We start from the raw sequence: 18562 nt of genomic DNA, 5'->3' as shown, positions 1-18562 counted from the left end.
CTACGACCCCAACAAGGCCCGCCTGCAGCTGGAAAGCCAGGCCCGGGCCGAACAACTGCCCGACCTGGAAGACTACGACTACCCCGGCCGCTTCACCGACCGCACCCGCGGCAAGCAACTGGCCCAGCGCACCCTGGAACGCCACCGCAGCGACTACCACCAGGCCACCGCCCACAGCGACCAGCCGACCCTGCGCAGCGGCCACTTCCTCGAACTGCAAGGCCACCCAAGAACCAGCTGGAACGACCTCTGGCTGATCACCGAACTCCACCACGAAGGCAAACAGCCACAGGTGCTGGAAGAGTCAGTCACTGATTTTTCTGGCGCAAATGTATTCAGCATGCACGGCCAAACCCCCTCTCCCCTCGCGGGACAAGCGCAGCGCAGAACAGCCGAAGGCTGGCCCGAAGGACGAGCCCCGCAGGGGCGAGTAATGGGCTGGGGAGAGGGGGAGCGAAGCCAACAGGACCCCACCTTCACCCAAGGCTACCGCAACCACTTCACCGCCACCCCCTGGGCCACCCCTCACCGCCCAGCCCCCACTCACCCCAAGCCAAAAGTCCTGGGCACCCAAACCGCCACCGTCACCGGCCCCGCAGGCGAAGAAATCCACTGCGACGAACAAGGCCGCATCAAGGTCCAGTTCCACTGGGACCGCGAAGGCCAGGCCGACGCCAACACCAGCTGCTGGTTAAGAGTGGCCAGCAACTGGGCCGGCAACCACTGGGGCAGCGTCACCATCCCGCGCATCGGCATGGAAGTGCTGGTCAGCTTCCTCGAAGGCGACCCGGACCAGCCCCTGGTCAGCGGCTGCCTGTACAACAGCGCCCACCCGGTGCCCTACGAGCTGCCCGAGCATAAAACCCGAACCGTCTTCAAGAGCCTGAGCAGCCCCGGCGGCAACGGCTTCAACGAACTGCGCATCGAAGACCGGGCCGGGGAGGAACAGATCTTCATCCACGCCCAGCGCGACTGGGACCAGAACATTCAGCACGACCAGACCATCCGCGTCGGCAACGAACGCCATGAACGCATCGAAGCCAACCGCTACACCGAGAACCTGGCCGAAGAGCACCACACCACCCACGCCGACCGCAAGACCGAGATCAGGGCCGATGATCACCTGACCGTCGCCCACAACCAGCACATCAAGCTCGGTCAGGGCCAGTTCATCGAGGCAGGGCGGGAGATTCATTATCACGCCGGCGACAAGGTCGTCATCGACGCCGGTATGGAGCTCACTGCCAGAGGCGGCGGAAGTTTCCTCAAGCTGGACCCCAGCGGCGTCACCCTCAACGGGCCGATTATCCGGATCAATGCCGGCGGTGCTGCAGGGCGGGGCTCGGGGCTGGGTATTTTGCAGCCCGCCGTTCCTGCCTTGGTGGACATGGCTCGCAATGGTTCGCTGCTGAGCAACCTGACGCAGGAAAGGTATGACGAACAATGTCGATTCGTCACCTGTCACAACAAGCCGATACCAGGCCTGACCGCTGCGATACTTGTACCTGGCGAGAGTGCTCCCCGAATATTTCGCTCAGATTCGGATGGCCGTTCCAGCCGGGTCGCTACTGACCAATCAGAAAACCTAGAGGTTCACCTGCTCTGGGATGAGCTCGAGGTACCGGATTCTGCCAACGATTACCTGAAGAGTAGAGCGCCATGACCGACGCCATCGCAGTCCTGAACACTAACACCACATCCGACTCGGTGCAGGACATAACTCTGAGCTGCGCCGAACTATGGTCAATTGGTCAGCAGGAAGCGATTCGACGTCTCAGTATTCAGCGCAGTTGTTTATTCACAAGAGTCCCACGCCAACATCTCGTGGGCGATTTCAGTGCTCGCGCCGCACGGATCGCCGCGACCTACGCGCGTTTCTATCTGGAGACGGAACAGGGGTGCAATCCAGACTATAAGGGACGTTTCTACTGGATGGGCCTCGCCGCCTTTGCCAGCAAGCAGGTCAAGTGCGCACTGGATTTCATTCCCGATAGTCTATGGTTCCCTCTCGCTAAAGCCGCTACGCATGTCAGCAAGGACTCTCTGGGGAAAGGTAATTTCTGGCTATTTCAGGATATTTTTGTCTGGCACTGGTTTTACGCTCAGTACCCAGAACAGTTTGATGAGTGTGCTCCCCAGCGTGACACCTCTACCTATGTAGAAATAGTGAAGTCCAATATGGCATCGCTACCTTGGGCAGAAGAAACACTAACAGTCCTGAACAATTTAAGGCTGACAGAAGATATCACCAAAGCTTTTCAATATACCCGCTCCTTTGAGAGATCCAGCGATTACGAAGAGAGGCGCGCATTACAGCTACAATCATTAATGATGATTGCGAATCATGAGCAAATAACAATTCTGCAACCGCTTATCTATAACGAATGGGTTTTTAACAAATCCTTAGATATCCAGGCTGCTCTAGAGGACCTCCCATTAATTCCCAAGCGAGTGGCTGCTTTTACGACAACATGCGATATAGACAACGAACAGCGGCGTGTGCAGATGAAGGACGGGAACCTCTATGAAACTGCTGATCGGATGAAGTTCATAACAGCCATCGCGGAAAAATACCATATTTTAATGCATGAAGATGTGGAGTACATGGAAGGAACCATCCGCACTATCTCTTCGTGGAGTAATGCGGAATGAGAGTCTTGATTATATTATTAGCATTTTCATTATCTGCATATGGTTCAGCCGGTGAGATTGCGCCAAAAGGAAGAGTAATGCAAAGCAACCAAAATATCGAAATTCTATTTGGTGGATCAATTGATACTCTACTGGAAAATTACCCCTCGACTTTCAGTACTGAATGCCTCGCGCCTGTGGACATATGTTGGCACACCGTAACTAACAGGCTCTCATATCCCAGTCTCCCCACTGTTACGGTAAAAGATGATGCCCATACATTACTTAAAATACAGAATGTGGCGGATCTAAATGTCGTTATCAATAAGCGACGAGGACCAGAAATACGAGATATTAGCTTAACGATAAAAGGGTTGCCCGATGACAGCCTTCATTCTGAACAGAAGGACTTCATTTACGATATTTTGAGGCAGTTGATGTCCAGTGGCTGGGAACATATGTACCGATTCCCAGCTGCACGCATCCCAGGTAGCGAATCGCATAAGTTAGAAGATGCAGAATATGTTCTTGGGGAGTATGCGCTTATTCATCCATGGTTCGACCCCAGAAACGAAGCATCTATTGAGCAGTGGATGCAATACAGTGGTGTCTATAGCTGGTTATTTTATCAGGCTTATTCATATGTAAATGTGTCAGTCCAGCGCCGCGACTCACAAGCCGAGCCTGGAGAAAGAGGTACCTATTTAATTCAGATAAAACTGATGGATGAAAGCAGCTACTGGCGACAGCATTTTAGTGGAGAGCAATTAAATAAATGGCAACAACTACTGCCCGGTCTGCTCGAGCAGTACCGCCAGAGTCGTGAATCAAGAGAAGAAAAAGCCCGTGCAGCAGGCATCGAAATAGAAGAATCTTACCGAGACCCGCCAATCAAGGCTTTGGACGTGAGTCCCCAATAACCTCGGTAGCACCGGCAAATCAGGAGGGGGCAACAACATGAGAGCCTCGACGCCGACAGGCGTCTATGGGACTGCCTGGTCGTGAGGAGAGCGATGAATAGGCCTGTGCTGTGTCTGCTATCGTTGATGGCACCAGCCGTCTGGGCCGACAGCCCCGATGTTGCCCTGCCAGCCGGCTGGCAGACTCAATGCTTCGGCCGGGTGCAGTTTTCCATGCCCGCGCACCTGGCCTGGTATAACCAGCAGGCTGAGCCACCAGCCTTCTATAAGGGAAGCGAATCTACCCCAGCAATCTGGCGGGGGAGTTATGGCCGTGATCCGCTGCATGAAGAGAAGGTGCTGGTGCAGATCGCCGTCAGCCGCCTTGCCACGCTTGATTACTGGAAGCGCGACACTTCCTATTTCAAGCCCAGCCGCGGGGAGGCTCAAGAACGGGTCATCCAAAAACAGCTTGATGAGATTAAGGCCCGAAAAGTCGCTTTGCTTTCAGATCAAAGCGAGGAGGCAAATGCTCTTTACTCTCAGCTCCGTGAAGAAGAAAGAGCATTAGAGCAAGCTCAGCAGCACATCGGCAAAGTCAGCACCGATATCCTGTGGGTTTCCGAAGCCATCGAGAACTTCAAGGAACAGGGCCGGGACACTGCCCAACTGGAAGCCAAACTTGCTGAACTGCTGATCGAAGACGCCAAGTTTCCTACCGATGATCTGTTCGAACAGGAATACTTTGTAGAGCTCAATCGCCCCAATGCCCTGGCGATCAGCGGCCCCTTCGACTTTTCCGCCAAGCTCTGGGAAAACGGGCGCATCTACACCTTCCAGTTCGGCATGCAACACAACAAACCACGCAGCGAACAGGCCAGCCTGGAGCCTGCCGCGCTGGATTTTCTGGCCCGTTTCCGCGCCCGCGCGGAACATGAAATCCCCACTGAACCCGGCGTGTGCATACCCTTCGGCTTTATCGCCGACAGCGGCAATGAACCCTTTGACTTCGGGTACCAGTGGCGCCCGCGCAGCACCCCGGCACTGCTCTATCGGATCGATCAGCCAGCGTCCAGTGAGCTTTTCAGCATGGCCATGCGGCGTTTGATACCAAACGCTTATTCCAGCCTGCTGCAGATTAACCGCTTCGGCCCGCAGGATGTCGCTTTCGGCTATCAGGCCGGCAGTCTGGTCGGTACCCGTTTCCAACGACGCGATCCGGAAAACCCCGACTGGCAACCCCCGCAGAGCTATCACCTGGTCGCCGAGACTGGCGCACGCGGCGCTGTGCCGCCGGTGTCCTTCGAGATGAAGGTGCATGATATCGACGGCGAATACCCTCCCTTCGAGCAGGGCGAGGCCGAGTTCAAACAGATTCTGGACACTTTTCGGCCCTTGCCGGGGATGGTCAAAGCAAGCGCGGGTCAGCCGTGAGGAGAGCGATAAGCAGGATCGTGCTATGTCTGCCATCGTTGATGGCGCCAGACGTCTGGGCTGACAGCGCCGATGCTACGCTGCCAGCCAACTGGCAAACCCAATGCTTCGGCCGTGTACAGTTTTCCATGCCCGCGCATCTGGCCTGGTATAACCAGCAGGCTGAGCCACCAGCCTTCTATAAGGGAAGCGAACCCACCCCGGCCATCTGGCGGGGTAGCTATGGCCGTGACCCGCTGCATGAAGAGAAGGTGCTGGTGCAGATCGCCGTCAGCCGGCTTGCCACGCTTGATTACTGGAAGCGCGACACTTCCTATTTCAAGCCCAGCCGTGGGGAGGCGCAGGAGCGTGTCATTCAGGGAAAGATCGACCAGCTTCGGGAGCAAAGAGCGGCATTATCAGATGATGAGCCAGACGAGCACCATCGCCGATTATTGGAAGAGGAACTGGCATTACGGGCCCAGATGCAGCACATCGGCAAAGTCAGCACGGATATCTTGTGGGTTTCCGAAGCCATCGAGAACTTCAAGGAACAGGGCCGGGACACAGCCAAACTGGAAGCAAAACTTGCTGAGCTACTGATCGAAGATGCCAAGTTTCCTACCGATGATCTGTTCGAGCAAGAATACTTTGTAGAACTCGATCGCCCCAACGCCCTGGCGATCAGCGGCCCCTTCGACTTTTCCGCCAAGCTCTGGGAAAACGGGCGCATCTATACCTTCCAGTTCGGCATGCAACACAACAAACCACGCAGCGAACAGGCCCGCCTGGAGCCTGCCGCGCTGGATTTTCTGGCCCGTTTCCGCGCCCGCGCGGAACATGAAATCCCCACCGAACCCGGCGTGTGCATCCCCTTCGGCTTTATCGCTGACAGTGGTAATGAGCCCTTTGACTTCCGGTTTCAATGGCGGCCGCGCAGCACTCCGGCATTGCTCTATAGGATCGATCAACCAGCGTCCAGTGAGCTGATGACCCATGCCTTGATGCGCTTTGTTCCCAACCCCTATCCGTCACGGGTACGGATCGATAGCTTCGGCCCGCAGGATGTCGCCTTCGGCTATCAGGCCGGCAGTCTGGTAGGTAGCCAATCGCAACGACGCGACCCGGAAAACCCCGACTGGCAGCCGCAGCAGAGCTATCACCTGATCGCCGAGACCGGCGCTCACGGCGCTGTACCGCCGGTGTCCTTCGAGATGAAGGTGCATGATATCGACGGCGAATACCCTCCCTTCGAGCAGGCTCAGGCCGAGTTCAAACACATTCTGGACACTTTTCGGCCCTTGCCGGGGGTGGTCAAAGCAAGCGCAGGTCAGCCGTGAGAAGAGCGATAAACAGCCTCATGCTGTGTCTGCCATCGCTGATGGTTGGGTTTTCCAGCACTCCATGCTATATGTTCGAAGTATGAATATTGGTGCGGAGGGCAGGTCCATGTCCGTAGTACGTAAAACCATTACCTTGACTGAGCAGCAGAATGATTGGGTGAAAATGCGAATCGGCAGCGGTGACTATACCAATGATAGCGAGTACATCCGTGACCTGATCCGACGGGATCAGGAGCGCAGCGCAGGCCTGGAGCAATTGCGCATGTTATTGGATGAAGGGGAGCATAGTGGAGTGAGTCAGCGCTCGCCCCGGGACATCCTGTCTGCAGCCAGGGAAAGGCTGAAGGCTGATGGCGAATTATAGGCTCAGTAATAGTGCCGATGAGGATTTCGAAAATATCTTCATCTATGGGGTCAGGAGATTTGGGTTGAGGCAGGCTGAGCAATATGCGGAAGGGCTGGAAGCACGTTTCGAGCAAATCGCAGAGCTGCCAAGCCTTTATCCAGCCGCTGATCACATCAAGCCCGGCTATCGACTGAGTGTTTATATCAGTCATACCATTTATTACCGGGCTGATGAGCATGAGGTGCTGATCGTGCGCATTCTCCGCAATCAGGAACCAAGTATAGCGTTGGTAGAAGACCCAGAAGGGTGGTGCAATATTGCTTTGTTGGGTAGTCGCTAGAAACTGTGCCTGACCCCTTTTCTTCTTCAAGGGTATCGCCGAGTAGTATGAAACCCGGCTGCGCGAACTCAGGGAAGCCTATGGCGAGGCCATGCTGGAGCTCAAGTTCCGAAAAAAGTTGCAGCGCCATCTCGACTCGACCGACGAGTGATCCAGCAGGTCATGACCGAGATGGCTGCCCAAGGCGATGTCGTGACGGTGGTGCAGGCCTGCCGCTGGGCCGGTGTGTCCCGCCGCAGTTATTACTATCGGCCTACCCAAGCTAAACCCAGGCTCAATGAGCATCTGGCTGTAATGACCCAGATACGACCGGCCCTATGTATGGACGGAGGAAAGGCAGTAACGATTCCTGAAGCCGGCGCTGGGCCGGGTTATGGCATCGACGTGAAGGAGCAGCTGACTGAAACGCCCCCGGCTTATCATCGGGGGCGACGTGATAGTCAGAGAGTCTGCTTTTGCGCCTCACCAGCTTCGGCCGGGCCGTCCGCCGCAGGCTTGCTTACCAGCTTCTCAACGTTCGTAGCGATCGACAGGATCAGAATCAGGCTCTCTTTGAAGAAGGACATGAGAATGACGCTGAAGTAAAAGTACACCAGCACGGCAAACGCGCTGCCGATTCCCGCTAGAAAACCGAAACTGAACATCCCGCCGAGCAGTGTGAGGATCGCGGCCACCGCGCCGACGAACCAGGACAGAAAGATCATTCCATCCCAGGCGGTACGGATCCAATCGAGTACCGGGAACTCCGACTTGGCGCGGCCATCGTCTGGTCCGCTTGCCGCTTCACGGCGATCAGCCAGACGCAGGGCAGCACCTTTCCAGATGGACAATGGGATGGTGAAAAAGCGCACGATGCAGACGATCAGGGCTTGAATGATGGCTGGACCGATTTTCTGTTGTAGTTGTGACATTGCTGCTCCTTGCTTGGCGTTTTGACTTCAATGTGAGTGTCGCTGGGTGATTATGCCAGTATTGCGCTATTGGGGGGCGGCGAGTTCGTTGGGGGACTGCTGTGCAGTCCCCATCGCCCCGGGGTCGGGGCTCCTACCAGTGGAGGTGACCCCAGCGGCAACTTGTCCGATTAAAACAATGTCCCGGAAATAACCACCGCTCCTATCAGGTTGCTTACCATCTGTGCGCCGACGATGAGGACGGCACACACTACCCAGAAGCTTGATCCTGAATAATGCTCACTGGACTGGATTATCCGCAGGAATACCCAGGCCCAGAATAATGTGAGCGGAAGCAGGAAGATGAGCGCGGCGATCGGAGAGGCGTTCATGGTGACGAGCACCAGCAGGGGCAGGGTGGCCAGATGGCCTCCGATCATGCCGATATACCAGAATGTGGGCGCCAGACCGAGGCGATTGTCGATGAAATCGCAAACCAGGTCCCCGACCCGGGTGCCCCTTGTCTGTCTGGTGTGTCCATTGGCTGGTTTCACATTCCTGGCAAGCCACCAGGCAGCGAGCAGGCTGCCGCCGATGAGCAGTAGCCGGGCGACGGCCTCGGTTATCCCGCTGGTAAAGGGAGAAAGCAGCTCGACGCGGAGTATGTAGATGTCCAGGCGGATATCATAGGCCAGACAGATGAAGACGGACGTGGTCAGTGCTGTAAGCACATGCCAGAGCAGCAGATACAAGGGGAGCTTTGCCCGTGTCAGTCTGTGCATATATCGCAGCATGAATGCGTAAACGCAGAGCCCGATGGCACTGGAAAACAGGCTGCCTTCGAAATGGAATGGGGCGTAGATGTAATCCATTTCAGGCCAATGGGGCGGGTCAAGCAGGTAAATCAGCAGCCTGGCCGAACTGGCGAGCAACACGCCGATCACAAAGAGAATGCCGACTGCGGCGGCCGGGTGGACTCTGTGCCCTTCATATTTTGGGGAGAAAAGCTCGAACCCCATCCACGCGAGGACGCCCCCGAACACCAGAATGGCATCGACGTGCGCCAGCCATTGCATGCCGCTGCGGTAATAGATGGGCGGATCGTAGAACCAGGATATGTAGAGTCCCATGATGATCGCCAGCAGTGGCAGTGCGCGACGCACTACTCCTGGGTAGGGCGGATTTTCCGGTTGAGTGTTCTGGGCCGCACCTGGGGCGGCCGCGAGAGAGCTGTCCATGCGTTCTTCCTTCTATCCATACAGAGCGGGTTCGTTTCTGGTTCGATGAGTTTGACGCGCAGAAGGTGGAGTGCAAGGCGCCAGCGTGCAGAGTGTGACAGGCTCCGCGTCCCGGCGGTCTTTGCGGAGATTCTACAAAGGGCGGGTGGGATTCTGGGTGCAACGCGGCGCTAAAGGTTTCGTCCTGGTGCCCGATACATGGAGTGTCGGCGGCGGCGCTTCTGAAGCTGTCAAGGTGTCAGGAAAGTTTTTCTGAAAAAAAGATTAAAGCTCCTGGCCACCACGCCGATAAAGGGATTGAACGCGAACATTATGGGTGTCTGGGCGAGTCCTGACCCATGAGTCGCTAGCTCAGACAAACAGTTTAGAAAGCCTTTTGGAGGCCGAACATGCTTACAGTAAACAGCAATATTGCTTCTCTGAACGCCCAGCGCAACCTGCAGGGTTCGACCAGCGCTCTGACCACCGCGATGGAGCGTCTCTCCTCCGGTTCGCGTATCAACAGTGCCAAGGATGACGCGGCTGGTTTGCAGATTTCCAACCGCCTGACCAGTCAGATCAATGGTCTGAACGTGGCTGTTCGAAATGCGAACGATGGTATTTCTATTGCGCAAGTGGCAGAAGGCGCTCTGCAAGAGTCCACTAACATTTTGCAACGGATGCGCGAGCTGACGCTTCAAGCTGCCAACGGGAGTAACTCGGCAGAAGACCGCGAGTCCCTCCAAGCTGAAGTCGATGTGCTGAAGACGGAGTTAACCAGGATCGCAGAGACCACATCGTTTGGTGAGGTGAAGCTACTGAATGGCGAGGCTGATACATTGGACTTCCAAGTGGGCAGTGCGGGAAGTACGCACGATCGGATTTCAATCGATCTCACAGACATCTTCACCGCAGAAGCCTTGGGCACTGATGATCTGAAGATTAGTGCCTTGGATATCAGCCCTGGTGAGGGTGATACTGCAGCTGCCATGGAGCAAGAGGATTTGGCGGCCGCGCTCGACTCAATTGATACAGCATTAGCTACTATCGACGCGAAACGGGCGGATTTGGGTGCAGTACAGAATCGGTTCTCTAGTACCATCTCCAACCTCCAGAACATCTCCGAGAACGTCTCAGCATCCCGCAGCCGCATCATGGATACTGATTACGCTGTAGAGACTGCCAATCTGACCAAGAACCAGATCATGCAGCAAGCCGGTACCGCCATGCTGTCCCAGGCCAACCAGCTGCCGCAGGCAGTATTGAGTCTGCTGGGCTGATATAGCCAGTGGTCGATAAGCGGGGGGAAGAGCAATCTTCTCTCCGCGTTGTCGTTTGCGAGGCATAGATTATGGAAACGCGTATACCTGGCTCGACCGAGTTGGTTCGGTATTCGGGTGTTAATCGTACGCAGGCGACGGACGCCAAGGCGCAGCCCGCGGCCACTTCGGCTATGAGTTCAGATGAGCCGCGGGTGGATGATGGTATTTTGACGCAGCGGCAGCCCGCCGAGCCTGTTCGGGCTGAACTGGAGGCGGCTGTGAGTGAGATGAATGAGGTCGCCCAGGCCGCCGATAGAGATATTGCTTTCAAGCTGGATGATGACAGTGGTCGTGTAGTGGTCAGCGTGACAGACCGCGCCACAGGCGACGTTATCCGGCAAATTCCATCTGACGAGGCACTGGAGCTCGCGGCGCATTTGTCGGATGCCCGCAGCCTGCTGTTCAAGACAGAGGCGTGAAGGCAGGCCTGGCTCGGTTTTTGCTTTATCTCTGACACTTTCGATTCAGACGCCAGACCGTCAATAAACCGGTTGGGGAGGCAGAAATGGCAATAGGTGGAATAGGTGGTCTTGGATCCGGCATGGATATCCGGGCCATGGTCGATGCGCTGGTCGATGCGGAGAAGGCTCCGAAGGAGAGTCAGCTCAACCGGCTCGAGCGTACGACTAACACCAAGATATCCGCCATTGGGCAGTTCAAGAGTGCTCTGTCTTCCTTCGAAACGGCGTTGAAAAAGCTTAACAGTGCATCGCTCTATCAGCAGCGTGCTGCTGTGTCCGCTGACGAGTCCATATTTACGGTCACCGCCGGCTCCAGATCCGTGGCTGGCAAGTACGACATCCAGGTGTTGGGATTGGCCCAGGGCAGCAAGGTATCGCTGGCCGGGGTAGATAGTGCCGATACGGTGATAGGCACCGGTACGCTGAATATTAAGATCGGCGACGAAAGCCTGGATGTGGAAATTGCCGAAGGCAAGGATACGCTTGCTGACATCCGCGATGCGATCAATGCGGCCGGGAAAGAAAATGGCCTGAGTGCAACCATCGTCACCGATCCCGGGGGCGCCGGCGGGTCGCGCCTGGTATTGAATTCCACCGCTACGGGAGCAGGTAAGGATATCAGCGTAGCCGCCACTGGCTCCGAAGGCCTGGCTGTGCTCGAGTTTCCTGCTTCGGCCGCTGCGCCAGACGGGGACCGCGCGCCCCGTATGCTTACCGCCGCCAGTGACGCGCGATTTTCCATCGACGGCATCGTGATGAGCAGTGCGAGTAATACGATCGAGGGTGCTATCGAAGGCGTTTCGCTCACACTGAATGCTGCGCAAAGCCCTGATGATCAGGCTGCGGGCAAGAAACTTGCCCTGACCGTCAGCGAAGACCTGGATGCGGTAAAAAGCTCAGTCACGGAGTTCGTTGATAGCTATAACCAGCTGATGCGCACTATCGGCTCGCTGACCAAGGTAACTCCCGGCGCCGGAGAGGGGGCACCGTCTACCGGTGCTTTGGTGGGTGATGCGTCAGTGCGCAGTTTCACCAATGGCGTTCGCAGCGAATTGAGTAGTCCGTCCGATGGAGAGATTCGTATTCTGGCGGATCTGGGCATTACCACTGAGCGCGACGGTTCGCTCAAGCTTGATGCTGCCAAGCTCGATAAGGTACTGGAAAACGGGACCGATAAGCTGAGCACCTTTTTTGCGGGTGAGAACGGTTTGATGGCCCGCCTGGAAAGCCGGGTGAAACCCTATACCCAGACAGGTGGCCTGCTGGACAACCGCAACACCGCATTGCAGAGCACGATTGCCGACGTGCGCGATCAGCGTGAGGCGCTGGAACGGCGTACGGCCTCGCTGGAAGCCCGCTTGCTGGCTCAGTTCAATGCTATGGATTCGATGGTTGGCCAGCTGATGGGCACCAGTAACTATCTGACCGGCGTGCTGGAAAGCCTGCCTGGCGTCGTAAAACAGAGTAAATAACCCATGAAAAGCCCCATTGACACGTACAAGCAGGTCAACCTGGCCCAGGAAGTTTCCCAGTACCGCGCGGTGCAGTTGCTGCTCAATGGTGCCATAGAGCGCCTGAAGCTGGCGCGCCATGCCCAGGCGACCGGCAATGCCGAGCGTCGGGGTACGGCGGTGAGCAGTACCATCAGCATCATCGGTGCGCTGCAGGCGTCGCTGGACCGGGAGCTGGGTGGGGAGATTGCCGAGAATCTGGATGGGCTGTACGACTACATGACCCGCAAGCTGGCGGGGGTGGCGCTGGATGATACGCCGCGCTCGCTGGAGGAAGTGCAGCAGCTGCTGGAAGAGATCAAGGAAGGGTGGGACGCTATCGAGCCCAGGTAGCGGCTGAGCTGGGAGGGCCGGGAGGACTGGGGAGGGCCGAGTTCCATCTCGGCCAGCTGGGGTAGTAGCTGGCACATTGTGTCGAGGTGGAACTCGACATTCCCGGGGGCGGGTTTGTAGGTGCTTCGCGCGGCCTGCTTTGTCGAGATGGAACTCGACATTCCCAGGGGGTGGCTCGGCATTCTCAGCGGTGGGCGCAGCCTTCCGAGTTTGTATTCAATTTGATCCTCAAGTTTTCTTTCCTCTGCCGATAACTGAATCATGTGCAACACTTGTTCAGGATCGGTGTCCCAATGAATGCCTACGCAATGAAGCAGTACCAGACGGTCAGTGTCCACGCTCAGGTCAGCGAGGCTGACCCGCATCGGTTGATCCAGATGCTGATGGAGGGCGGGTTGCAGCGGATTGCTCAGGCCAGGGGTGCGATGGAGCATGGTAATATCGCGCTCAAGGGCGAGCTGATCGGCAAGGCGATGGGGATTATCGGCGGGCTGCGTGATGGCCTGGACAGGGAAAAGGGTGGCGAGATGGCTGCCAATCTGGATAACCTCTACGCTTTCATGCAGCAGCGTCTGAGTCTGGCCAATCTGCAGAATGACCCGGCCATGCTGGATGAGGTGGCAGGCACATTGCGTGAAATCAAGCTGGGCTGGGATGCGATCCGCCCCTGAGATGCGAGGAGTCCGAACCATGGCCGTTGCCGTAGAACAATTGCAGGACACGCACCGCATGCTGATTGCCGCCGTGCAGGCGGGCGACTGGCAGCAGGTGGGCGAGCTCGACCATCTCTGTCGCGCGCTGGTGCAGACTGCCATGGCCGAGCCGGATCGCAACGAGGCCGAGCTGGCCGAGGTGCTGAGCTCGCTTTCCGCCACCTATCAGGAAGTCATCGGCCTGTGTCAGGCCGTGCAGGGCAAGCTGGCCGAGGAGCTGCAGAACGTGCAGCGCAGCAAGCAGGGCGCGAAGGTCTATCAGATGTTCAGCTGAGCCGAGGCGCGCGCCAGATGTGCGGCCGCGACCCTGTTTTGCTGATAAAGTTCCATCACCCTTTCAAATATCAGACCGGCTGCAGGTAAAAAGCGCGCCAACTATTTGACTCAGGCAGTCATTGTCTCTACCTTAGGCTTCAAGAATGTAGTATGGCTTAACGCCATTATTTCCCGCTTTTTCGCGAGTCAAGGATCTGTTCTACGCATGCAGCCTGATAGCCACGTCCTGCTGATTGACGATTGTCCGCAAAGCCGCCACGACCTGAACCTTCTGCTGGGCTTCCTCGGTGAGGAGGTGCTGTCGGTGGCATCGGCCGGCTGGCAGAAGGACGTTGAGGGGCGGGTGAAGTCCTCGGCTTCCATCAAGTGTGTGGTCCTCGGCCAGTGTGAGCACGCCGAGGGGCTTACCGGTCTGCTGACCCAGCTGGACAACTGGGACGCCCACCTGCCCGTGGTGGTGGTGGGGCGCGAGCGGATCAGCGGTTGGCCGGATCATCTGCGCCAGCGGCTGCTGGCCACGGTGGACGTACCGCTGACCTACAACCAGTTGCTCGACACCCTGCACCGTGCCCAGGTCTACCGCGAGGTATTCGACGAGGGGCAGCGCAAGACCCAGCGTGAGCCCCAGCTGTTCCGCAGTCTGGTAGGCACCAGTCGGCCGATCCAGGCCGTGCGTCAGATGATGAAGCAGGTGGCCGACACCGAAGCTACCGTGCTGATCCTCGGGGACTCGGGCACCGGCAAGGAGGTAGTGGCGCGCAACCTCCATTTCCACTCCCAGCGCAAGAATGCCCCCTTCGTACCGGTTAACTGCGGCGCGATTCCTGCCGAGCTGCTGGAAAGCGAGCTGTTCGGCCACGAGAAGGGTGCCTTCACCGGTGCCATTACCAGCCGGGCGGGGCGTTTCGAGCTGGCGGCCGGCGGCACGCTGTTCCTCGACGAGATCGGCGACATGCCGATGAACATGCAGGTCAAGCTGCTGCGTGTGCTGCAGGAGCGCACCTTCGAGCGGGTCGGCAGCAACAAGCCGCAGCAGGCGGACGTGCGGGTGATTGCCGCGACCCACAAGAATCTTGAAGAAATGATCACCCGCGGCGAGTTCCGCGAGGACCTGTACTACCGGCTGCATGTATTCCCCATCGAGATGCCACCGCTGCGCGAACGCATCGAGGACCTGCCGCTGCTGCTCAATGAGTTGATCACCCGGCTGGAGAAGGAAAAGCGCGGCTCCATTCGCTTCAGCAGCGCGGCGATCATGTCTCTGTGTCAGCACCCCTGGCCGGGTAACGTCCGCGAGCTGGCCAACCTGGTCGAGCGCATGGCGATCATGCACCCCCATGGCGTGATCGGCGTGGGTGAGCTGCCGCGCAAGTTCCGCTATGTGGATGATGATCATGAAGACTTGCGCAAGCTCCAGGAGGAGCAGGATGACAACGCCTGGCGTCCGCCGCTGGCCGGCTTCAACGGCGCGGTCGGTCTGCCGCCGGAGGGGCTGGACCTGCGCGAGCACCTGGCCGAGCTGGAGCAGTCGCTGATCCAGCAGGCGCTGGACGATGCCAACTTCGTCGTTGCCCGGGCCGCTGAACGCCTGCAGATCCGCCGTACCACGCTGGTGGAGAAGATGCGCAAGTACGGCATGAACCGCGACGCCGATGCGAATTCCGCTCGGGAAACGCCAGAAGACTGACGGCTCGTCTGCGCCGGATTTATGTAACCTATTGATTTTTAAGGACATTGTCCTGGTGGTACGGACATTGCTTTAAGGTTCCCCGGTAGTTGTATTTATCAGGGAGTTGCCATGGCCGTTACCGCTCAACCGTTGCCGCAGGATCCTGCGGACCTTCCCCAGGACAAGCAGGATCTGGAACAGTCCTACGCGCTGTTCAGCCGCATGTCCGAGCAGTTGCGCGAGTCGCAGGGACTGCTGGAGCAACAGGTCGCCCAACTCAAGGCGGAGCTGGCCGAGGTCAGCGCCAAGCGTACCCGCGAGCTGGCGGAGAAGGCCGGCCTGGCCGACCGTCTGCGCAACCTGCTGGACCTGCTGCCCGGTGGCGTGATCGTGCTTGATGGCCGCGGCGTGGTCCGCGAGGCCAATCCGGTTGCCCGCGACCTGCTCGGCGAACCCCTCGAAGGCCAGTTGTGGCGCGAGCTGATCCGTGACCGCTTCGCCCCCCGTGATGACGACTACCATGAAGTTTCCCTGCGCAGCGGCCGTCGGGTCTCCATTGCCACCCGTTCGCTGCGCGATGAGCCCGGCCAGATTATCCTGCTCACCGATCTCACTGAAACCCGTCAGTTGCAGGCGCAGCTGGCGCGTAACGAGCGGCTGTCGGCGCTGGGGCGCATGGTCGCTTCGCTGGCCCACCAGATTCGCACACCCCTTTCCGCCGCGCTGCTGTACGCCAGTCATCTGAACCAGCCGGAGCTGGCTGCGTCCCATCGCCAGCGCTTCAGTTGCCGGCTCAAGGACCGGCTGCAGACCATCGAGCAGCAGGTGCGCGACATGCTGATGTTCGCCCGCGGCGACCTGCCGCTGAACAATCAGGTCACCGCCCGCAGGCTGTTTGCCGAACTGCGCCAGCAGGCGGAAACGCTGATCGAGCAGGCCGGGGCCGACTGCCGCTGGGATGACCGCACACCAGCGGACCTGCGCCTGCTGTGCAATCAGGAAACGCTGATCGGCGCTGTGCTCAACCTGATCGAGAATGCCATTCAGGCCGGCGCGCCGGCGCCCCGGCTGAAGGTGATTCTGCGTCAGCAGGAGGACCGGCTGAGCATCAGTGTGGTGGACGCCGGCCGCGGCATGAGCCGCGCCGAGCTGGCGCACATCGGCGAGCCTTTCTACACCACCCGGGATCAGGGCACCGGCCTGGGTGTGTCGGTGGTGAAGTCCGTGGCCCAGGCCCATGGCGGCGCGTTCATGCTGCGCAGCCGGCAGGGGCAGGGCACCTGGGCGGAGCTGGTGTTGCCGGTGCTGTCAGGGAATGTTGGAGGTAAGGCGGTATGAGCAAGCCACGCATTCTGCTGGTCGAGGACGACCGCGCACTGCGCGAGGCGCTGGCCGATACGCTGGCGCTGGGCGGCTACGATTATCTGGAGGCAGGTGATGGCGAAGCGGCGCTGGCCATACTGCAGCGCGAGAGCGTCGCCATGGTGGTCAGCGATGTGAACATGCCCGGCATGGACGGCCACGCCCTGCTGCGGACCCTGAGCGAACGCTTCCCCCAGCTGCCGGTACTGCTGATGACCGCCTATGGCACGGTGCAGAACGCCGTGACTGCCATGCGCGAGGGAGCAGTGGATTATCTGGTCAAACCTTTCGAGCCTTCGGCGCTGCTTGATCTGGTCGCCCAGTATGCCCAGGGGCGGCTGCAGCGTGGCAGCGGCGACGGTCCGGTGGCGGTGGACCCGGCCAGCCAGCAATTGCTGCAACTGGCCCAGCGGGTTGCCGCCAGCGATTCGACGGTGCTGGTGTCAGGCGAGTCGGGCACCGGCAAGGAGGTGCTGGCCCGCTACATTCACCAGCACTCGCCCCGTGCCGACGAAGCCTTCATCGCCATCAACTGCGCCGCCATCCCGGAAAACATGCTGGAAGCGACGCTGTTCGGTCATGAGAAGGGTGCCTTCACCGGCGCCGTGGCGTCCCAGCCCGGCAAGTTCGAGCAGGCCAATGGCGGCACCCTGCTGCTGGACGAGATTTCCGAAATGCCCCTGGCGCTGCAGGCCAAGCTGTTGCGGGTGCTGCAGGAGCGGGAGGTGGAGCGGGTCGGCGGGCGCAAGCTGATCCAGCTGGACATCCGTATCATCGCCACCACCAACCGGGACATGCAGGCCGAAGTAGCCGCCGGCCGGTTCCGCGAGGACCTGTTCTACCGCCTCGGCGTGTTTCCGCTGCAATGGGCACCGCTGCGCCAGCGCCCGGCGGATATCCTGCCGATCGCCGAACGCCTGCTGGCCCGCCATGCGGCCAAGATGAACCAAGGGCCGGTGCGCCTGTCCCCCGAAGCCTGCCAGGCGCTGCAGCAGCACAGCTGGCCAGGTAACGTGCGCGAGCTGGATAATGCCATGCAGCGGGCGTTGATTCTGCAGCAGGGCGGCGTTATTCAGGCGCCGGATCTGTGTCTGGGTGCGATTCCCGGGCAGGCCATGGCGGCCAATGGCATCAGTGTTTCAGCGGTGCATGGCAGTGCCGGGCCCGCTGCTCTGGCCATCCCGCCAGCAGCGGCGGGTGGGTTGGGGCAGGATGTGAAGCAGCGGGAGTTCCAGCTGATACTTGAGGTGCTGCGGGCAGAGCGTGGGCGGCGCAAGGAAGCGGCGGAGCGGCTCGGCATCAGCCCGCGGACATTGCGCTACAAGCTGGCGCAGATGCGGGATGCGGGAGTGGATGTGGAAGGGGCGTTGTTTGCGGGGTGAGGGGGAAATCGATCCGCCCCAACCTGGCACCAAACTTGCTAAGTATTCTGCAGAGTCGTTTTTGCCGTCAAAATATTTACGGCCTGGAGAATGTTCATGACACAGGGTGTTGAGTTCAATCGTCTGATGTTGCAGATGCGCGCCATGCAGGTGGAGGCGATGAATCGCCCGCAGCCGGTGGCGCCCACCGCTCCGCAGGAGACGAAGGGGCCGGCGTTTGACGATCTGCTTCAGCAGGCGGTGAACCGCGTCAATGAATTGCAGCAGACCACCAGTGAATTGCAGAACGGTTACGAGCGTGGGGTGCCGGGTATCGACCTGGCGCAGGTGATGGTTGCGTCGCAGAAGTCCAGCGTTGCCTTTCAGGCGATGACCCAGGTGCGCAACAAGCTGATCACCGCATACGAAGACATCATGAAGATGCCCATCTGAGCCCTGGTGGCCAGCTGACGCG

At 58.7% G+C, this 18562-nt stretch carries 19 protein-coding genes; 17 read left to right on the top strand and 2 right to left on the bottom strand.

What is annotated here, in order from left to right:
* From tssI to IEW63_RS07115, 7 genes are all read left to right on the top strand, one after another.
* The coding region (gene tssI, locus IEW63_RS07145; RefSeq protein ID WP_188635912.1) for a type VI secretion system tip protein TssI/VgrG at positions 1 to 1663 on the top strand (1663 nt) is incomplete at its 5' end.
* The gene (locus IEW63_RS07140; RefSeq protein ID WP_229710374.1) at positions 1660 to 2652 is read left to right on the top strand and encodes a DUF2515 family protein; all 993 of its coding nucleotides are present in this window, start codon (positions 1660 to 1662) and stop codon (positions 2650 to 2652) included. The genes tssI and IEW63_RS07140, both read left to right, overlap by 4 nt.
* Complete coding sequence (locus tag IEW63_RS07135) at positions 2649 to 3551, top strand: hypothetical protein (protein ID WP_188635911.1); 903 nt, start codon at positions 2649 to 2651, stop codon at positions 3549 to 3551. Before IEW63_RS07140 ends, IEW63_RS07135 begins: the two co-directional genes overlap by 4 nt.
* 93 nt (positions 3552 to 3644) lie before the next feature.
* The gene (locus IEW63_RS07130; RefSeq protein ID WP_188635910.1) at positions 3645 to 4964 is read left to right on the top strand and encodes a T6SS immunity protein Tli4 family protein; all 1320 of its coding nucleotides are present in this window, start codon (positions 3645 to 3647) and stop codon (positions 4962 to 4964) included.
* Between the two features lie 41 nt (positions 4965 to 5005).
* The gene (locus tag IEW63_RS07125) at positions 5006 to 6283 is read left to right on the top strand and encodes a T6SS immunity protein Tli4 family protein (RefSeq protein WP_188635909.1); all 1278 of its coding nucleotides are present in this window, start codon (positions 5006 to 5008) and stop codon (positions 6281 to 6283) included.
* A gap of 109 nt (positions 6284 to 6392) precedes the next feature.
* Positions 6393 to 6650, top strand: a complete 258-nt coding sequence (locus IEW63_RS07120) for a type II toxin-antitoxin system ParD family antitoxin (protein ID WP_090541284.1) — start codon at positions 6393 to 6395, stop codon at positions 6648 to 6650.
* Positions 6637 to 6972: a type II toxin-antitoxin system RelE/ParE family toxin gene (locus IEW63_RS07115; protein ID WP_188635908.1), complete on the top strand. Its 336-nt coding sequence runs from the start codon at positions 6637 to 6639 to the stop codon at positions 6970 to 6972. The genes IEW63_RS07120 and IEW63_RS07115 overlap by 14 nt, the downstream gene beginning before the upstream one ends.
* Positions 6973 to 7412: 440 nt before the next feature.
* Here the strand turns inward: IEW63_RS07115 and IEW63_RS07110 are convergent, their stop codons facing one another.
* Complete coding sequence (locus IEW63_RS07110; RefSeq protein WP_188635907.1) at positions 7413 to 7883, bottom strand: hypothetical protein; 471 nt, start codon at positions 7881 to 7883, stop codon at positions 7413 to 7415.
* 170 nt (positions 7884 to 8053) lie between these two features.
* Positions 8054 to 9100 carry a hypothetical protein gene (locus IEW63_RS07105; protein WP_188635906.1) on the bottom strand — a complete coding sequence of 349 codons (1047 nt, stop codon included), beginning with the start codon at positions 9098 to 9100 and terminating at the stop codon, positions 8054 to 8056.
* A 389-nt stretch (positions 9101 to 9489) separates the two neighbouring features.
* Here IEW63_RS07105 and IEW63_RS07100 point away from each other — a divergent pair, with 389 nt between their 5' ends.
* The 10 genes from IEW63_RS07100 to fliE all read left to right on the top strand — a co-directional run bounded on the left by IEW63_RS07100 (position 9490) and on the right by fliE (position 18540).
* Positions 9490 to 10359, top strand: a complete 870-nt coding sequence (locus tag IEW63_RS07100; protein WP_188635905.1) for a flagellin domain-containing protein — start codon at positions 9490 to 9492, stop codon at positions 10357 to 10359.
* Between the two features lie 194 nt (positions 10360 to 10553).
* Positions 10554 to 10820, top strand: a complete 267-nt coding sequence (locus tag IEW63_RS07095) for a flagellar protein FlaG (RefSeq protein ID WP_229710372.1) — start codon at positions 10554 to 10556, stop codon at positions 10818 to 10820.
* Positions 10821 to 10942: 122 nt separating this feature from the next.
* On the top strand, positions 10943 to 12334 hold the full coding sequence (gene fliD / locus IEW63_RS07090) for a flagellar filament capping protein FliD (protein ID WP_229710370.1): 1392 nt from the start codon (positions 10943 to 10945) through the stop codon (positions 12332 to 12334).
* A gap of 3 nt (positions 12335 to 12337) precedes the next feature.
* Complete coding sequence (gene fliS / locus IEW63_RS07085; RefSeq protein ID WP_188635902.1) at positions 12338 to 12706, top strand: flagellar export chaperone FliS; 369 nt, start codon at positions 12338 to 12340, stop codon at positions 12704 to 12706.
* A 293-nt stretch (positions 12707 to 12999) separates the two neighbouring features.
* The gene (fliS, locus tag IEW63_RS07080) at positions 13000 to 13377 is read left to right on the top strand and encodes a flagellar export chaperone FliS (RefSeq protein ID WP_188635901.1); all 378 of its coding nucleotides are present in this window, start codon (positions 13000 to 13002) and stop codon (positions 13375 to 13377) included.
* A gap of 19 nt (positions 13378 to 13396) precedes the next feature.
* Positions 13397 to 13693 (top strand): flagellar protein FliT, encoded by a 297-nt coding sequence (locus IEW63_RS07075; RefSeq protein WP_188635900.1) that lies wholly within the window; start codon positions 13397 to 13399, stop codon positions 13691 to 13693.
* 207 nt (positions 13694 to 13900) lie between these two features.
* The gene (locus IEW63_RS07070; protein ID WP_188635899.1) at positions 13901 to 15382 is read left to right on the top strand and encodes a sigma-54 dependent transcriptional regulator; all 1482 of its coding nucleotides are present in this window, start codon (positions 13901 to 13903) and stop codon (positions 15380 to 15382) included.
* A 111-nt stretch (positions 15383 to 15493) separates the two neighbouring features.
* The gene (locus IEW63_RS07065) at positions 15494 to 16702 is read left to right on the top strand and encodes a sensor histidine kinase (RefSeq protein ID WP_188635898.1); all 1209 of its coding nucleotides are present in this window, start codon (positions 15494 to 15496) and stop codon (positions 16700 to 16702) included.
* Positions 16699 to 18108, top strand: a complete 1410-nt coding sequence (locus IEW63_RS07060) for a sigma-54-dependent transcriptional regulator (RefSeq protein ID WP_188635897.1) — start codon at positions 16699 to 16701, stop codon at positions 18106 to 18108. Before IEW63_RS07065 ends, IEW63_RS07060 begins: the two co-directional genes overlap by 4 nt.
* A gap of 96 nt (positions 18109 to 18204) precedes the next feature.
* Positions 18205 to 18540 carry a flagellar hook-basal body complex protein FliE gene (gene fliE / locus IEW63_RS07055; RefSeq protein ID WP_188635896.1) on the top strand — a complete coding sequence of 112 codons (336 nt, stop codon included), beginning with the start codon at positions 18205 to 18207 and terminating at the stop codon, positions 18538 to 18540.
* Positions 18541 to 18562 lie beyond the last annotated feature (22 nt).

The organism is Halopseudomonas pertucinogena, from assembly GCF_014646575.1.
GTDB classification, from domain to species: domain Bacteria; phylum Pseudomonadota; class Gammaproteobacteria; order Pseudomonadales; family Pseudomonadaceae; genus Halopseudomonas; species Halopseudomonas pertucinogena.
Note: the sequence above shows the minus strand (reverse complement) of the source record. Positions and strands in the feature narration are given on the sequence as shown.

What these genes read in the sequence shown, in the direction of transcription:
- fliS (WP_188635902.1), top strand. Translation starts at nt 12,338, where the DNA reads ATGAAAAGCCCCATTGACACGTACAAGCAGGTCAACCTGGCCCAGGAA.
- IEW63_RS07120 (WP_090541284.1), top strand. Translation starts at nt 6,393, where the DNA reads ATGTCCGTAGTACGTAAAACCATTACCTTGACTGAGCAGCAGAATGAT.
- IEW63_RS07115 (WP_188635908.1), top strand. Translation starts at nt 6,637, where the DNA reads ATGGCGAATTATAGGCTCAGTAATAGTGCCGATGAGGATTTCGAAAAT.
- IEW63_RS07075 (WP_188635900.1), top strand. Translation starts at nt 13,397, where the DNA reads ATGGCCGTTGCCGTAGAACAATTGCAGGACACGCACCGCATGCTGATT.
- IEW63_RS07140 (WP_229710374.1), top strand. Translation starts at nt 1,660, where the DNA reads ATGACCGACGCCATCGCAGTCCTGAACACTAACACCACATCCGACTCG.
- IEW63_RS07130 (WP_188635910.1), top strand. Translation starts at nt 3,645, where the DNA reads ATGAATAGGCCTGTGCTGTGTCTGCTATCGTTGATGGCACCAGCCGTC.
- IEW63_RS07110 (WP_188635907.1), bottom strand. Translation starts at nt 7,883, where the DNA reads ATGTCACAACTACAACAGAAAATCGGTCCAGCCATCATTCAAGCCCTG.
- IEW63_RS07065 (WP_188635898.1), top strand. Translation starts at nt 15,494, where the DNA reads ATGGCCGTTACCGCTCAACCGTTGCCGCAGGATCCTGCGGACCTTCCC.
- IEW63_RS07060 (WP_188635897.1), top strand. Translation starts at nt 16,699, where the DNA reads ATGAGCAAGCCACGCATTCTGCTGGTCGAGGACGACCGCGCACTGCGC.
- fliS (WP_188635901.1), top strand. Translation starts at nt 13,000, where the DNA reads ATGAATGCCTACGCAATGAAGCAGTACCAGACGGTCAGTGTCCACGCT.
- IEW63_RS07125 (WP_188635909.1), top strand. Translation starts at nt 5,006, where the DNA reads ATGGCGCCAGACGTCTGGGCTGACAGCGCCGATGCTACGCTGCCAGCC.
- IEW63_RS07105 (WP_188635906.1), bottom strand. Translation starts at nt 9,100, where the DNA reads ATGGACAGCTCTCTCGCGGCCGCCCCAGGTGCGGCCCAGAACACTCAA.
- IEW63_RS07135 (WP_188635911.1), top strand. Translation starts at nt 2,649, where the DNA reads ATGAGAGTCTTGATTATATTATTAGCATTTTCATTATCTGCATATGGT.
- IEW63_RS07070 (WP_188635899.1), top strand. Translation starts at nt 13,901, where the DNA reads ATGCAGCCTGATAGCCACGTCCTGCTGATTGACGATTGTCCGCAAAGC.
- IEW63_RS07100 (WP_188635905.1), top strand. Translation starts at nt 9,490, where the DNA reads ATGCTTACAGTAAACAGCAATATTGCTTCTCTGAACGCCCAGCGCAAC.
- fliE (WP_188635896.1), top strand. Translation starts at nt 18,205, where the DNA reads ATGACACAGGGTGTTGAGTTCAATCGTCTGATGTTGCAGATGCGCGCC.
- fliD (WP_229710370.1), top strand. Translation starts at nt 10,943, where the DNA reads ATGGATATCCGGGCCATGGTCGATGCGCTGGTCGATGCGGAGAAGGCT.